This window comes from Paenibacillus macerans, from assembly GCF_900454495.1.
Taxonomy (GTDB): domain Bacteria; phylum Bacillota; class Bacilli; order Paenibacillales; family Paenibacillaceae; genus Fontibacillus; species Fontibacillus macerans.
On sequence record NZ_UGSI01000001.1, the window covers coordinates 2,772,654 to 2,787,256 of the forward strand.

13 protein-coding genes are annotated in these 14,603 nt (G+C 57.4%); 6 read left to right on the forward strand and 7 right to left on the reverse strand.

Translation table 11 applies throughout. The features are described from left to right. Positions 1-394 precede the first annotated feature (394 nt). The 4 genes from DYE26_RS12410 to DYE26_RS12425 form a co-directional block, all read right to left on the reverse strand. The gene (locus DYE26_RS12410) at positions 395-1,801 is read right to left on the reverse strand and encodes an ABC transporter substrate-binding protein (RefSeq protein WP_036628480.1); all 1,407 of its coding nucleotides are present in this window, start codon (positions 1,799-1,801) and stop codon (positions 395-397) included. A gap of 84 nt (positions 1,802-1,885) precedes the next feature. After that, on the reverse strand, positions 1,886-2,710 hold the full coding sequence (locus DYE26_RS12415; RefSeq protein ID WP_036624303.1) for a carbohydrate ABC transporter permease: 825 nt from the start codon (positions 2,708-2,710) through the stop codon (positions 1,886-1,888). Continuing rightward, positions 2,707-3,684, reverse strand: a complete 978-nt coding sequence (locus DYE26_RS12420; RefSeq protein ID WP_036624305.1) for a carbohydrate ABC transporter permease — start codon at positions 3,682-3,684, stop codon at positions 2,707-2,709. The genes DYE26_RS12415 and DYE26_RS12420 overlap by 4 nt, the downstream gene beginning before the upstream one ends. Before the next feature lie 237 nt (positions 3,685-3,921). Continuing rightward, on the reverse strand, positions 3,922-4,698 hold the full coding sequence (locus DYE26_RS12425; RefSeq protein ID WP_036624306.1) for a class I SAM-dependent methyltransferase: 777 nt from the start codon (positions 4,696-4,698) through the stop codon (positions 3,922-3,924). A 151-nt stretch (positions 4,699-4,849) separates the two neighbouring features. On the opposite strand from DYE26_RS12425, the gene DYE26_RS12430 reads away from it, so the two are divergent. Next, a complete protein-coding gene (locus DYE26_RS12430) occupies positions 4,850-5,764 on the forward strand; it encodes a LysR substrate-binding domain-containing protein (protein ID WP_036624308.1) in 915 nt (304 codons plus the stop codon). Here DYE26_RS12430 and DYE26_RS12435 read toward each other — a convergent pair. Continuing rightward, positions 5,753-6,931, reverse strand: coding sequence for an alanyl-tRNA editing protein (locus DYE26_RS12435; protein ID WP_036624309.1), 1,179 nt, complete (start codon positions 6,929-6,931; stop codon positions 5,753-5,755). The two genes, DYE26_RS12430 and DYE26_RS12435, sit on opposite strands and share 12 nt — an antisense overlap. Before the next feature lie 145 nt (positions 6,932-7,076). Here DYE26_RS12435 and shc point away from each other — a divergent pair, with 145 nt between their 5' ends. The 3 genes from shc (at position 7,077) to DYE26_RS12450 (ending at position 10,964) form a co-directional block, all read left to right on the forward strand. Next, positions 7,077-8,981: a squalene--hopene cyclase gene (gene shc, locus DYE26_RS12440; RefSeq protein WP_051985588.1), complete on the forward strand. Its 1,905-nt coding sequence runs from the start codon at positions 7,077-7,079 to the stop codon at positions 8,979-8,981. 143 nt (positions 8,982-9,124) lie between these two features. Next, complete coding sequence (locus DYE26_RS12445) at positions 9,125-10,129, forward strand: glycosyltransferase family 8 protein (protein WP_036624310.1); 1,005 nt, start codon at positions 9,125-9,127, stop codon at positions 10,127-10,129. 121 nt (positions 10,130-10,250) lie between these two features. Continuing rightward, entirely contained in the window at positions 10,251-10,964 is a 714-nt protein-coding gene (locus DYE26_RS12450; RefSeq protein WP_036624312.1) for a cupin domain-containing protein, read from the forward strand. Positions 10,965-11,411: 447 nt separating this feature from the next. On the opposite strand, the gene DYE26_RS33415 is transcribed toward DYE26_RS12450, so the two are convergent. Further along, on the reverse strand, positions 11,412-12,215 hold the full coding sequence (locus DYE26_RS33415; RefSeq protein WP_170180929.1) for an MFS transporter: 804 nt from the start codon (positions 12,213-12,215) through the stop codon (positions 11,412-11,414). Between DYE26_RS33415 and DYE26_RS12460 the strand changes: the two genes are divergently transcribed. After that, positions 12,207-12,530 carry a winged helix-turn-helix transcriptional regulator gene (locus DYE26_RS12460; protein WP_172531698.1) on the forward strand — a complete coding sequence of 108 codons (324 nt, stop codon included), beginning with the start codon at positions 12,207-12,209 and terminating at the stop codon, positions 12,528-12,530. The genes DYE26_RS33415 and DYE26_RS12460 overlap by 9 nt on opposite strands. 51 nt (positions 12,531-12,581) lie before the next feature. On the opposite strand, the gene DYE26_RS12465 is transcribed toward DYE26_RS12460, so the two are convergent. Next, entirely contained in the window at positions 12,582-13,211 is a 630-nt protein-coding gene (locus tag DYE26_RS12465) for an O-methyltransferase (RefSeq protein ID WP_036624313.1), read from the reverse strand. Between the two features lie 181 nt (positions 13,212-13,392). On the opposite strand from DYE26_RS12465, the gene DYE26_RS12470 reads away from it, so the two are divergent. Continuing rightward, a complete protein-coding gene (locus DYE26_RS12470; RefSeq protein WP_036624314.1) occupies positions 13,393-14,538 on the forward strand; it encodes a THUMP domain-containing class I SAM-dependent RNA methyltransferase in 1,146 nt (381 codons plus the stop codon). The last annotated feature ends 65 nt before the right edge of the window (positions 14,539-14,603 follow it).

Here is a 14,603-nt window from a genome sequence, read left to right on the forward strand (position 1 = left end):
GCATCCATATTCACGTCGGAAGATCCGGCTCGAACGATTAATTGCAAAACGTACAACTAGATTTCAACGAAAAAGCGGGTTAGCACGTTTTAATCGCATATTCTGCAACTGCATCCAAACATTTTTGCCAGTCTAGCGGAACCAACGAAGTTAATTGCATGTTTTGCATTTAACCAAGCTCCTTGCTCCACTTGCCGATAAATAACTGTACCTTTTACAACCACCAAACAGCTACAACCCTCAAACAGCATCCCCCTTTGACTCAGGGTCAAACGTACACATAAGGCAGCCGGATCTTCGTTTAGCGGTTGTTTAATCAAAATTTTCCCCCCGATTGAAAAAGCCGGGCGCGGGTCGCCCGGCTTCCTCCTTATTTTCCGCTTCAAATTCGGATTTATTTCACAGTCGCGTTGTATTGACCGATCTTATCGGTAATTTGCTTGGCGGCGTCTTCCAGCGCCTGCTGCGGCGCTTTTTGCCCGTTCAGCGCTTCTTCGATCGCGCCTTCCACGATTTGGCGCGCCTCCGGGAATACGCCCATCACGGCGCCGGAAGTCGCGGTTGACGCTGCCGATGCGTGAAGCTGGTCGACGGCCGTCTGGAACTGCGGATATTTCGCCATGTTGTCCTTTAGCACCTGTTGGTCGTAGGCTGCTTTGGTGATCGGGAAGTACCCCGTGTTCACGCTCCATTTCGCTTGCGCTTCCGGCGAGGCCACGTATTTGATAAACTCCCAGGCGGCTTTTTGCTGTTCTTCTGGCTTGTTATTCATGATGTACAAGCTGGCTCCGCCCACGATCACGCCGCCTTCCTTGGCGCTGGCCGGTCTTGGCAGGAAACCGGTGCCCACTTCGAATTTGTCGCCGACCATCTCCACGATGTTGCGCAGGGAAGCGGTCGAATCCAGCGTCATGGCGACCTGGCCGGCGGCGAAGGCGGCGTTCGTGTCCTCCGTATTGCGGCCCAGATTGGCGACAACCTTTTCGTCGACCATCTTTTTCCACCATTCCAGCGTTTGCACGCCGGCTTCGGAGGCGAGCAGCGACTCGGTGGCCGCTCCTTCCCGGCCGTTGCCGTTATTCACGTACTCGGCGTTCTGATTGGCGAACAGCTGCTCCATAAACCAACCGTAAATCGCGATCGCTGCGCCCGGCTTGCCGTCTTTACTGAGCGCCTTGGCCGCCGCTTCATATTCTTCGAACGTTTTCGGCGGATTTTCCGGATCGAGCCCCGCCGCTTTGAAAGCGTCCTTGTTGTAGTAGAGAATCGGGTTGGACGTATTGAATGGCATCGCGTTCAGCTTACCGCCAATCGTGTAATAACGGATGATGTTCGGCTCCAGTTGGGACAAATCGTATCCGTCCGCGTCGATGAACTGCTGGACCGGCGTGATCGCCTTGGAGTCGATCATGAATTTGCTGCCGATTTCGTACACCTGGATCAAATCCGGCCCGCTGTTTGAACCGAGCGATGCTTTGAGCTTGTTTAAGCTTTCGTCGTATTTCCCCTGGAACACCGCTTCTACCTCGATGTCGGATTGGCTGGCGTTAAAATCGGATACAAGCTCGTTAATCGCTTTCTCCCCGGCGCCGGACATCGAATGCCACCAGGTGATGTGCACCGGTTTTTTGGCGTTGCCGCTGGCGCTGGCGGTGTCTTCGCTGCGGGCGTTCGTCCCCCCGCCCGTCTGGCCGGCAGCGCCGTTCGCGGCTCCGTGCGAATTTCCGCCGCAGCCGGCCAGGACGACGAATAAGGCGGCGATCAGCAGCAGCATGCTGTTTTTGTGGCGAAACCTTTTCATGATACGAATCTCTCCCTTGTTTATATTCATCATCTGCCAGCGGCAGTTGACAACGACCGGCCACACGGCATATCCTTTCACCGCTCAGCCCTTCAGCGCTCCCGCCGCCATTCCGCGGACCAGCTGCTTCAGCCCGAACACGAGCAGCAGCAGGGAAGGCAATATCGCCAGCACGATCCCCGCGAACACGAGGTTCCAGGAGGTCGTCTCCTGAAACTCCAGCATCGAAATGCCGATCTGTACCGTGCGCATCGGTTTGCTGTTCGTAATGAGAAGCGGCCATAGATAAGCATTGTACATGTTCAAAAAGGAGTACACCGCCAGTGTCCCCAGCGCCGGCCGCGACAGCGGCAGCACATGGAACAGGAAGTAGCGGAGATGCCCGCATCCGTCGATTTTTGCCGCCTCGAACAATTCTTTCGGCAGCTGCAGGAAAAACTGGCGCAGCATAAACGTGCCAAACGCCGTGGCCAAAAAAGGCACGATCAAGCCCTGATAGCTGTCGAGCCAATTCAGGCTGCGCACGGTCAGGTAATTCGGGATCATCGTCACTTCCCACGGGACCATCATCGTCGCCATGAACAGGCCAAACATCAGGCCTTTGCCTTTAAAGCGCATGTTGGCAAAAGCGTAGGCGGCCAGACTGGACGTCATCAGCTGCCCGGCCATAACGGCGCCGGACACAAGGAACGTGTTCCCGATAAAAGCGGCGATCGGCACAATGCCGAACACCTCGATGAAATTGGCCACATTCAGCGAGTGCGGCACGATGCGCGGCGGATACATGCTCGCTTCCTCCGGCGTCATCACCGCCATAAAAAAGCTGTAGACGACGGGGTACAGCACGAGCACGGCCATAACGGCGAGCAGCAGCGTAACGGCGGCCCGGCCTGCGGTAAGTTTGGTCATTGATAATGCACTTTCCTTTCCACCCACTTAAACTGAATCAAGGTCAGCAGCATGATGACAAGGAACAGCAGCAGCGCCTGGGCGCTTCCGGTGCCGAACCGGAAATTTACGAACGCCTCCTGGTAAATGGTATAGACGAACACGTTCGTGCGGTTCATCGGCCCGCCCATGGTCAAAATATTGATTTGCCCAAACGACTGGAACGCGCTGATGATCGACACGACCAGCAGGAAAAACAGCGTTGGCGACAGCAGCGGCAGCGTTATTTTGCGAAACACGGTAATCGGTCCGGCTCCGTCGATCGTGGCGCTTTCGTACAGTTCGTCCGGGATGCCCTGCATGCCGCTGGACAAAATGATGTAATTGAAGCCAAGATTCATCCACACGGTCATCAGCGCTATGGATACCAGCGCCCAATCGGGGCTGACCAGCCACTGCACCGGGGAGACGCCGGCAAGCCCCAGCAAATAGTTCAGCATCCCCAGCGTCGGGTGGAACAGAAACTTCCAAATGACCGCGGCCGAGCCGACGGACAATACCAAAGGCAGCGAAAAAGCAAATTGAAACAACCGTTTGCCGGGCAGCCGCGTATGCGTCAGCGCCGCGAGCGCGAGGGCGAGCAGCATCCCCGCCGGCACCGTCAGCAAAGCGAACAGCGCGGTGACCTTCATTCCGTTCACGAACAAACCGGAGGAGAACAGGCCGGCGAAATTGTCCATGCCGACGAACGCGGCGACGCGGCCGGTCGGATCGGTGCTGTGCAAGCTTAAGTAAACCGACTTCAGCAGCGGATAGAACAAAAAAACGCCGAACAACAGCAGCGACGGGGCCAAAAATGCATAGGCGAGCGTATTCTCGCGGAGCTTCTGCCTTTTTATCGAAGCGGTCCGGCCGGCAGCGCGGGTCTTGGATCCGGTTAACGCGGCGGACGGGCCGCTTCCCGGCAGACTGAGCGGATTGTCCAGCTCGCTCATGGAGGATGCCTCCTTTTTTGCTAATGAAGTTTGTCGTACAGGATAATTCCTTTGCCAGTGTAAGGCTTGGGTGTCAACAGAGCGTTATCGGAACATCAATCTAAAGTCAAATATGTAAAATTACGTTAAAAAATAAAGCCGCAGGAAACCGCAAAAAACCGCCGTCCTTCTGCGCCTTCATAACGCTTCATAACGGCGGCATCGCGCCTGGCATCCATTAAATTAAATTTTCCGCTTCTACACCCGGCCGCGCACATCCGCCACGACCAAGCTTAACGCGCAGGTATGAAAAGGCGTCTGCCGGTAAGCCGCGAACCGCCGCTCCCATTCGCCGGAGCGAAGGTCGTCGGCCAGCCGTTGGACCAGCTTCTCTTCCGCCCCTTCCGGCAGGAATTCCCAGGCCGACTGGGCCGCCCGCACCTCTTTCACCAAAAAAGCTTCAGGGCGCCCGTAAAAAGCTTCCTGAAAACCGTCAATACAGTCAAACGGGATCGGGACCGGCACGATTTCGCAGTCTCCCCCCAAAGCCTCGGCAATGACGTCCAGCGCGGGCATCCGGATTCGTTCGATTTCGATCAGTTCGGGAAAATAATGCGCCAGCCAAATCCCCTCCAGCGCGGCGGGATCAAAGGTCATCACAACCGCCGTGTCCCGCGTCACCCGCCGCAGCTCCGTGAGGCCCCGGCGGATATCGGGCCAGTGGTGGACGGTGATCATCGCCATGGAGGCATCGAAGGCTTGATCGTCAAACGGCAGCGAATCCGCCCGGCCGATCACCGCCGGAGCTTTCCCCCGGGCCAGCCGCTGCTCGCGCATGACGCGGGAAGGCTCCACGGCAACGACATACCGATCCGCCGGCTCGTATGAGCCCGCCCCGGCTCCTACGTTCAGGACGGTTTTGGCGTCCCCCAGGGCCCGGTGCACATACTCCGCAATCCGCGGGTCCGTCCGCCGGTACCCGGAGTACTCGTGACCATACTTGTCATAATCAAACGCCGGATTCAAAATATCCATGGCTGTTCAGCTCCTTTGTCCGGAAGGGGTGGCCTCTTCCTTTTGAAACCATTGTAGTTGAAAACAAACGATAAATATAATATATCTTTATTAACTATCTATAGATTTGGTATATGAATCGATAAAGAAAGGGTAGAAAGGGAGCGTCTTTATGAACCTGCACGCCTTGCGGCTATTTCACGCAATCGCATCCACGGGCAGCGTGACGCGCGCGTCGGAGCTGTTAAACATCAGCCAGCCGGCGATCTCCGCGCAGATCAAAAAATTAGAAAAAGAGCTGGCCCTCCCCCTGCTGAAAGCGCACGGAAGAGGGATCGCCCTCACGGACGGCGGCGCCAAGCTGTATGCGTTAAGCGCACGGCTGTTTGCCGTCGAGCAGCAAATCGAACGGTTTTTGCAGGATTATCGGGAGGGCGAGACCGGCCATATTCGGATGGCGGCCACGTATTTGCCCGCCCATTTTCTCATCCCGACCTGGATCGCCAAGTTCAAGCAGCGGTATGATCAGGTGGAAATGACGATCAATACGACGAATTCCAGCGATGCGCTGAAGCAGCTGCTGGGGGTGGAGGTGGATCTGGCGTTTTATGGCGGATTGGCCGAGGAATATCCGGAGACGATCCGTTCGGAGGAGTTGTTCCGGGACGAGCTGTGGTTCGTCGTCGCCCCGGATCACCGGTACGCGGGCCGGCAGGTCAGCCTGGCGGAAATGGTCAGGGAGCCTTTCGTCATGCGGGAGACGGGCAGTTCCACACGGGAGCGCTTTTTGGCCTTGTGCCGGACGTTTAACGCCCCCGCGCCGCGGATCGCCCTGCAGTTCAACGGGCTGAACGAAACCGTGCAAGCCGTGATCGCCGGGTACGGAGCCAGCTTTGTGTCGTCGCTGGTCGTCAGGGAGCAGGTGGAACGCGGCCGATTGTCCCGCGTGTTCGTGGAGGGACCTGAGCCGCAAAATATTTTTTCCGTCTGCATGCGCAAAAACGAGCCGTTGTCTCCGGCGGCGGAGGCTTTTATCCGGCTCGTTCGGGAAAATCCATACGGACGGAGGCTGGATTTAGGAACCTAAGGTCCGTTTGGCGAATTCCACGAAAGCTTGCGTTTCCTCCCAAGATTCGAACCCGGCCTGCGCCTGCTTATCGCTGCCGCCGCCCTTGCCGTTAAAAGCCGGCAGATGCTCTTTGAAAAAAGCGCCGCAGGAAACCGCCGCTTCCCCGTTATGAGCCATCACCGCTTTGTTGCCGGCCATGGTCGCAAGCAGCACGAGCGCGTCTGCGTCTAAGTCCGCCGTCAGCTTTGCCGCCAGGCTTTGCACATCCTTCAAAGGCTTGTCCGCAAAAACATGGGCCACGATCCCGCCCTCCCGCCGCGACAGCAGTTCCCGCGCCAAGTATTCGTCATTAATGGCCCTCACGTTGGCCAATTCCTGCTGCAGCTGCTTTTGCTCCTGCTCCCATTTTTCGATCCGCTCGGCGAGCCCTTCCCGGCTCGTTTTCAGTTTGCCGGTCAGCACCCCCAAAATCCGCTGGTTTTCGTTGAATTCGGCCAAGGCCCGATAACCGCATTTGAAGTAGACCCGGGTGTTGCCCTTCTGCTTTTCGGCCTTTAACAGCTTGATCATTCCGATTTCGCCCGTCGAGGAGACATGCGTTCCCCCGCAGCCGTTGTATTCCACGTCCTTCATCTCGACGACGCGGATGTTCTCCGTCAGCTTCGGACGCTTCACCAAAGGCAGCTTGGCCGCCTCCTCCCCGGTCACGAAATAGCTGACGATCTCGTGGTTCAGATAAATATGGCGGTTCGCGGCCAGCTCGATGGCGGCTAATTGTTCCGGCGTGAACTCGGGGCGCTCCACGTCGATCGTGCAGTAGTCGGCCCCCAGGTGGAAGCTGACCGTCATCGCCCCGTAAAGCTCGCGGCAGACGGCGGACAGCAGATGCTGGCCGCTGTGCTGCTGCATGTGGTCAAACCGGCGCTCCCAGTTCACCGTACAGTTCACGGCCGTATCGTCAGGCAAGCGCTCCACTTTATGCAGCACCTCGTCATTTTCGCTGATCACGTCAAGCACCGGGATCCCCTGGATCGTTCCTTCATCGTTCGGCTGCCCGCCCCCATGGGGGTAAAAGGCGCTTTCCTCGAGGACGACATAATCCCCGTCCGCGCGCTGCAGCGTCCGGCTGACGCGCGTTTGCCATTCGGTAAGATAAGCAGATTCGAAATACAGTCTTTTTGTCATCGTTCATTTCCCTTCCCGTGTCCAAGTACCCTTACCATACAATTTTTCCCGCCTGCGGTAAAGGAAAGATGCGCCTCCCCTCATTTCCCTTTTTCGTCCTTCATATACTGTTACGAGTGAAAACGGCTTTAAGGAGGAGCAAGGAATGGGACATGTTATCAGCGGGGTCGGCCGGGAAATCGGCCGGTTGACGGATGAACTGGTCCGGCGGCAGCAGCCGGACGGGACCTGGCGGTATTGCTTCGAAAACGGAACGGCCATGGACGTGAGCGTGATCGTGCTGCTCCGCTCGCTAAGCGCGGGCAGCGAAGAGCTGATCCGTTCGCTGCACGACCGCATCCTCGCCGCGCAGCAGCCCGAGGGCTGCTGGCGATGGTTTGAAGACGAGCGGGAAGGGAACTTGTCCGCGACGGTGGAAGCGTACTACGCCTTGCTGTTCTCCGGGTACAGCCGGCCGGAGGACGAGCCGATCCGCCGGGCCAGAAATTACATTCAAGCCGCCGGAGGGATCGAGATGGCGGGCGGCCTGCTCACGAAAGCGCTGCTCGCCGCCACGGGACAGCGCAAATGGCCCGTGGCCCTGTCCTCCATTCCGCTGGAAATTCTGCTCCTGCCGCCGTCTTTTCCGGTCAGTTTTTTTGATTTTTCCGGATATTCGCGGGTTCATCTGGTTCCGCTGCTGATCATGGCCGACCGGGACTTCTCCCTGAAAACGCCGCATACTCCGGATTTAAGCGATCTGTATGGCGGCGGCCGCGGCTTTGACGAGGAGGAGCTTTCCCGGGAAAACCGCGATCTGCTCGCCCACATCCAAGCGGGGATCGGCCGGCTGATCGGCTCCCCGCAGCGTATCCACCAGGCCGCCGTCAAGAAGGCCGAACAATACATCCTGGAGCGGATCGAGGCGGACGGCAGCCTGTATACGTATGCCAGCTGCACGGTGCTGATGGTGTTCGCCCTGCTTGCCCTCGGGTACGACCGCCGGGACCCGCTCATCACGCATGCCGTCGACGGCTTGGCGGCGATGCGCTGCAGCGCGGGCGGTACAGGCGGCGAAGTCACGATCCAAAACTCCCCTTCCACCGTCTGGGATACCGCGCTGATCGCTTACGCCCTGCAGGAAGCCGGGCTAAGCGAGGATCACGCCGCGATCCGGAAAGCCGCCGCCTATCTTCGTTCCCGGCAGCACCGCAAAGCCGGGGACTGGCAAATTCACAATCCCGGCGTCGCCCCCGGGGGCTGGGGATTTTCCGACACCAACACGATCATTCCCGACGTCGATGATTCAACGGCCGCCCTGCGGGCGATCCACAGCCTGGCCGGACGGGAACCCGCCTGCCTCGAAGCGTGGAACCGCGGGCTCAACTGGGTGCTCTCCATGCAGAACGACGACGGCGGCTGGCCGGCCTTCGAAAAAAACACGAACAAGGAAATGCTCACCTGGCTCGCCATCGACGGGGCCAAAGCGGCGGCCATCGATCCTTCGGAAGCGGATCTTACCGGAAGGACGCTGGAGTTTTTGGGGAATTTCGCAAGGCTGGACGCCCGCCACGAGTTCATCCGCCGCGGCGCCGACTGGCTGATCCGCCATCAGGAAGCGGACGGATCATGGTACGGCCGCTGGGGAATCTGCTATATCTACGGGACGTGGGCCGCGCTTACGGGGCTGAAGGCCGCCGGCCTGGCTTCGGATCACGATGCCGTTGCCCAAGGCGTAAGCTGGCTGTTGAGCGTGCGCAATCCGGACGGCGGCTGGGGCGAATCCTGCCGCAGCGACCGTGAAGAGCGCTATGTGCCGCTTCGCGCCAGCACGCCTTCGCAAACGGCTTGGGCGCTGGACGCCCTGATCGCCGTGCACGACCGGCCCACGGCCGAGATCGACCAAGGAATCGCTAGGCTGATCGCGATGCTGCACGAGGACGGCTGGACCGCCTCTTATCCCACAGGCGCCGGCCTGCCCGGGTATTTTTACGTACACTACCACAGCTACCGTTATATCTGGCCGCTGCTGGCGCTGGGGCATTACCGGAAGAAGTATGGAGGAGATTAAGCGGGGCGGGTGCGGCAATAAGCGCCTGTCCCTCGGAGCGCGGCGGCAAATTTGGGTTCATTGCTTAGGTTTAACGCCTTATCCACTTATCCGCGGCTAACGTATAATGTGCAGACAACTAACGTGAAGAAAGGATAAATCCGATGATCGAATTAGCTTTGGCTTTTCAGGATAAGGATGGGCAGTATACCGAGCATGCCGGTGTCGTGTTGGCGTCGGTTTTCCAAAATACGAGATCCTCAGTAAATGTGCATATTTTGCACGACGAGACTTTGAGCGAGGATAACCGGCAAAAACTCATTAATTTAGCCGCCAGCTACAATCAGACGATTCAGTTTTATCCCGTAGTGTTGCCTGAAAATATGCTCCAGGTGATGACGAGCGTGGGCTCGATTGAAGTGTGGACGCCGGCCTGCATGTATCGCTTGCTGCTGCCCGCCGTCATACCGGCGGATAGAGTTATTTACCTGGACTGCGATGTTTTGGTGAACATGGACCTTGAAGAACTGTGGCAGGTCGATTTAAGTAATTATTATCTGGGCGCGGTTTGGGACCAGAACATCATGAATGTCACGCATCTGATCAGCTCCAAAGGGCTGAATCCGGAACATTATTTTAACTCCGGAGTTATTTTATTCGCCTTGAACACGATCCGCGCTAATCCTAACTGGTACGAAGAAACGTTAAACTTCTTACGGAATTTCCCCGATACCACCATGCCCGACCAGGATGCGCTCAATGCGGTTTTCGGCGGAAATTACCTGCCTTTGGATGTGCGTTTCAACTTATTCAACATGGCCGCGGCCGATCACGACTTTACCAATAAAATCGTCCATTTCGCCGGGGATGAAAAATGCTGGGACCGTAAGTCTTCAGGCTGGGAACTTTACAAGCATTACCTCAGCATGACGCCATGGGCAGAACAAACGGCCGCAAAACCCGTGTATCCGGGCTCTTCCAGCCCGAGAAGACAGGGGAGCCGCAGGAAATCGGGAAAGCGGAAACCAGCCGGGAGAAGGCTCCGAATCAGAAGAAGCAGATTTGTCCGGATTGCTTTAATCAATTTGACATCTGTCAAATCAGCCAAGAGCAACAGGGCGGCAGGAATCCGAAAAAGAAGACGAATTCGCCGGCGAATCTACCGTTGACGAGGTTCTTGCGGCAAATGCAAACCTGAGGTTCGTTCCGAATCATAGTCTACCGGCCCTGTGCATAGATATTCAGTAGAAGTACAACGCCTAAGCGAAATAAGAAAGGCAGGGAACAATCATGGCGGTCTCTAGCATGAACTTCACTTCACCATCCGCGCAATTTACGTACGACGTCAACCGCAACACCTCCTTTAAAAAGGATAACCGCAATTTTATCAACGAGCTGTCCATCAAACAGCTGAATACGCTCGGCAATATGTCGATGCTGGACACTTATTTGGACAAAGGCAACGCCATCGAACCGCACCACCATCCAAACGCCTCGGAGCTCGCATACTGCATTTCGGGCGAGGTCGTCGTCTCGATCATCAATCCGTTTACGAAAGAGCTGCGGCATTATCCGACCCGGCCCGGCCAGGCGACCAGCATCCCGCAGGGCTGGTGGCATTATGACACGGCTACCGTGGATGGAACGCATTTTTTAGCCATATTCGACGCGCCGGTTCCGGAAATCATCCCCGCCTCCGATATGCTGCGGCTCACGCCGCCCGAGGCCTTGGCGCATATGTACTGCCTCGATCCGGCCAAAGTTCGCGAGGCGCTTGCCCCGCTGAACCAAACCGTAATCATCGGGCCGCCATCCGGCTGTCCGAAAGAACATCAGAGCGCCTATTACCAAACGCAGAATCACCAGCCCAATACCGCCCACACCAGCCATCCCCCCTACAACCAGGGCTACGGTCTTCGCCCGTACCAGCAAAGCGACGGCAATCCCCGGCGGCCGCAGGTCATCGGAAACGGCTGGGCTCATCTGTATCACGACGGTCCTTAAAAAATCGGCCAGGAGGACTCCGCTATGAACAGCAAGGGACGTCCCGTAAGTCGTCTGACGGCTTGGGGACGCCCCTTATTCGTTAAATTTAAAGAGTTCCGATGCATTTCCGTTGGATGCGAGTGCGAGATTTCCCGCCAAATGCAAAAGTACATGCGATTCCCGTCGAATTTACTCAAAAAGGGTGGCTCAACTGCAATGTGCAGTTCATTTCCGGCCAAAAGACCCTTTTTTATCGAACAATCTCTAATGAGATGTACTTTCGGCTTTTGCACTTGATCAGCCGTTTTGGGGCGTTTTGCTAAAAATCAACTGCACTTTTGCAGCTTTCCGGAATTGGCCCTGCTCCAACCCCCTGCTCCAACAATAAACGGGGCACGAGACTCTATGTCTAGCGCTCGTGAGGGCTCATTTCGCAGCGCAATTAGAACCGCATGTCCGGCAAAGTTAATTCAGCGACAATTCGCTCCGGCTTTTCTTTCTCCCCCAAGCGATGCTTACGGAGGCGGCCGCAAGGCCTAGTCCGACCAAAAGGCCCCCCAGCCAAGGATGATAGTACAGCGTTTCCGTCGACCCCAGCACAAGACCTCCCCCGCCGGCGCCAAGCGCCAGCCCCAAGTGGGTGATCGAGGTATTGATGCTTAACACCAGGTTGGAGGACTGCGGCGCCCGCGCAATAAAATAGCTTTGAATCGCCGTTCCTGTGGCAAACATGGCTAGCGCCATCAAGGAAAGGAAGGCGATCCCCGGTATCGTCCGGCCCGCCCATAAAGGCAAAGTTGAAATGGTGGCCGCGTGCATCACCAGACCGGCGAGCAGCACGCGGGAGACTCCCCAGCGGTCGATGCAGTAACCGCCCAGGCGCGATCCGGCAGCCCCGACAATGCCTAACCAGAGCATGACGAAGCTGCTGGAGGAAGCAGGCAAGGCCAGAATATTTTGCAAAAAAGGAATGACGTACGTAAACAGCAGGTTATTGCCCGACTCCCTAAACAACGTAATCAGCAGCCCGCTGACGATGACCGCGCTGCCGAGAACTTTAAACTGCCGGAGGAAAGGAACCGCCGCATCTCCTTCCATCGGGGGAACCAACTTATTAATCAAGTACACCACCCCAATGCTAAGCAGGGCCAGGATCAGGAAAATCGCCCGCCAGTTCAGCCATTCGGCAATGGCCATGCCGAGCGGAATTCCCAAAATCATCGCGCTGCTGAAACCGAGGACCTTTCCGATATCTGCTCCGTGCTGCAAATCCTCGGGGCCAAATGGTCTTTTCTGATCATCGCCGAGCTGTCCAAAGGCCCGCGGCGCTTTCAGCAGCTCCACCGCGATTTGAAGATCGTCCGTACGCAATCGTTGACCGATGCGCTGCGGCATTTGGAGAAAAGCGGCATCGTGCGCCGCGAGGTTTTTCCCACCGTCCCGGTTACGGTCGAATATTCACTGACCCCAAAAGGCCTGGATTTTCAAAGCTCGCTTAAGGAAATGGAGAAATGGGCGGCCAGGTGGAAAGAGGCCGAAGCGAAGGAAAGCGCGGAGAAAGAACACGCAGCGGCTGAAGGATAACGCAAGCATCCCCCGGCGCGGAGTTTGACGCCGGGGGACGAATGATAAGCCTTATTTCACCATCGCCAGCGCAAGGCCGTCATAAGCCGGCAGCAGCGTGCTGATCAGCCGCCCGTCCCGGGCGATCATCTCGTTGAACCTGCGCATCGCCTGCACCGACGGGCCGTTTTTCTCCTCGTTGAGCGTACGCCCCCGCAGCAAAATGTTGTCCCCGGCAATGAGCGCGCCCGGATTGGCCAGTTTTATCGCATATTCGAGGTACGCCGGATAGTTTTCTTTGTCCGCATCGATAAAAAAGAAATCGAACCGCTCCTCCCGGGCCTCCAGCGTCGCCAGACTGTCCAGCGCGGGGCCGATCATGTACTCGGCCAGGCTGCCGAATCCGGCGGCAGCCAAATTCCGCCGCGCCAATCCGGCGTTCTCCTCCTTCAGCTCCAGCGACACGAGCCGCCCGTCCGCCGGCAGCCCCCGGGCCAGGCAGATCCCGCTGTAGCCGCCAAGGGCGCCGATCTCCAGCACCGCTTTAGCTCCTGCCAGTTTAACCAGCAAGGTCAAAAGCCGCCCATACCCCGGCGCGATCGACACGTCCCGCAAGCCGCTGTCCAAAATGGACCGCGTCACCCGCTCCAGCACTTCATCTTTGGCGTATAATTCGTCTCCGTATTGTTCCGGCGTCAGCATCGCAATCTACATCCTTTCTTTTGGTTTCCTTATGTATACGGCACAGATCGCCGCGCAAACATTTTTTGCATCGCGATCCAAAGAACCGTTTGTAACTTGGCAAGCATTGGCCTATACTGAATTGTATGGTTTTTGCGCAGTTCTCACAAGTATAATGCCGAAGCTGGAGTGATCTACAGGAATGTCTGGACCTTTGCAACTGATCGCGACCGCCCCGATGGGGCTGGAAGCCGTGGTGGCGCGCGAATTGAAAGAATTGGGATACGAAGATACGGCGGTCGAAAACGGCCGCGTCCATTTCACCGGCGACCTGATCGATATTTGCCGCTGCAATTTGTGGCTGCGGACGTCCGACCGGGTTTTGATCAAGATGGGCGAATTTAGCGCCCTAACCTTCGACGAGCTGTTTGAAGGCACCAAAGCGCTGCCTTGGCAGGAGTGGATTCCCGCCAACGGGGAATTCCCGGTGGAAGGCCGGTCGCACAAGTCGCAGCTCAGCAGCGTCCCCGCCTGCCAGGGAATCGTCAAAAAAGCGGTCGTCGAAAAGCTTAAGCAGTCGCACTCTACCGAATGGTTTCAGGAGACCGGCCCGCGTTATGTCATCGAAGTCAATCTATTGAACGACAAGGCGCTGCTCACGCTCGATACGACCGGGCCGGCTCTGCACAAGCGGGGCTACCGCAAGCATGCGACGGAGGCGCCGCTAAAGGAAACGATGGCCGCCGCGCTGATTTTGCTCAGCCGCTGGAACCAAAATCCGGTGCGGCCGTTCTACGATCCTTGCTGCGGCTCGGGCACGCTGCCGATCGAAGCGGCGATGATCGGTTGGAACCTGGCGCCTGGGCTGCGCCGCACGTTTAATGCCGAAAGCTGGCCGGCCGTGCCGGAGCGCTTATGGCAGGAGGCCCGGGAAGAGGCGTTTGACGCGGTGCGGGACGATACCCCGCTGAACATCGCCGGCAGCGACATCGACCCGGCGGCGGTCGAAATCGCCAAGGCCGCCGCCAAAAGCGCCGGTTTGGCAAAAGAGATCAAGTTCGAATGCCTCCCCGCCGTCAAAATCCAACCGCAGGGCGATTACGGCTGCATGATTACGAACCCGCCTTACGGCGAGCGGATCGGTGAGGAAAAGGAAGTGCGGAAGCTGATCGCCCAGCTCGGCCGGATCATGGCCGGACTGCCTACCTGGTCCTTTTTCGCCCTGACGCCGACCAAACAGTTCGAGCATGATTTTCAGCGCAAGGCGGACAAACGCCGCAAGCTGTACAACGGCCGTATCGAATGCCAATATTTGCAGTTCCTCGGGCCCCTTCCTCCACGCCACTAACCGCGGAGGAAGGGTCTCCCTTTTAAATAGGTAGTGGTGCTGAAAAGCTGACTTTTTGAACGATT

Excerpts from the sequence above, each read along its gene's own strand:
- DYE26_RS12425 (WP_036624306.1), bottom strand. The coding sequence starts at position 4,698 with ATGGATATTTTGAATCCGGCGTTTGATTATGACAAGTATGGTCACGAG.
- DYE26_RS12470 (WP_036624314.1), top strand. The coding sequence starts at position 13,393 with ATGTCTGGACCTTTGCAACTGATCGCGACCGCCCCGATGGGGCTGGAA.
- DYE26_RS12420 (WP_036624305.1), bottom strand. The coding sequence starts at position 3,684 with ATGAGCGAGCTGGACAATCCGCTCAGTCTGCCGGGAAGCGGCCCGTCC.
- DYE26_RS12445 (WP_036624310.1), top strand. The coding sequence starts at position 9,125 with ATGATCGAATTAGCTTTGGCTTTTCAGGATAAGGATGGGCAGTATACC.
- DYE26_RS12430 (WP_036624308.1), top strand. The coding sequence starts at position 4,850 with ATGAACCTGCACGCCTTGCGGCTATTTCACGCAATCGCATCCACGGGC.
- DYE26_RS12450 (WP_036624312.1), top strand. The coding sequence starts at position 10,251 with ATGGCGGTCTCTAGCATGAACTTCACTTCACCATCCGCGCAATTTACG.
- DYE26_RS12435 (WP_036624309.1), bottom strand. The coding sequence starts at position 6,931 with ATGACAAAAAGACTGTATTTCGAATCTGCTTATCTTACCGAATGGCAA.
- DYE26_RS12410 (WP_036628480.1), bottom strand. The coding sequence starts at position 1,801 with ATGAAAAGGTTTCGCCACAAAAACAGCATGCTGCTGCTGATCGCCGCC.
- DYE26_RS12415 (WP_036624303.1), bottom strand. The coding sequence starts at position 2,710 with ATGACCAAACTTACCGCAGGCCGGGCCGCCGTTACGCTGCTGCTCGCC.
- shc (WP_051985588.1), top strand. The coding sequence starts at position 7,077 with ATGGGACATGTTATCAGCGGGGTCGGCCGGGAAATCGGCCGGTTGACG.
- DYE26_RS12465 (WP_036624313.1), bottom strand. The coding sequence starts at position 13,211 with ATGCTGACGCCGGAACAATACGGAGACGAATTATACGCCAAAGATGAA.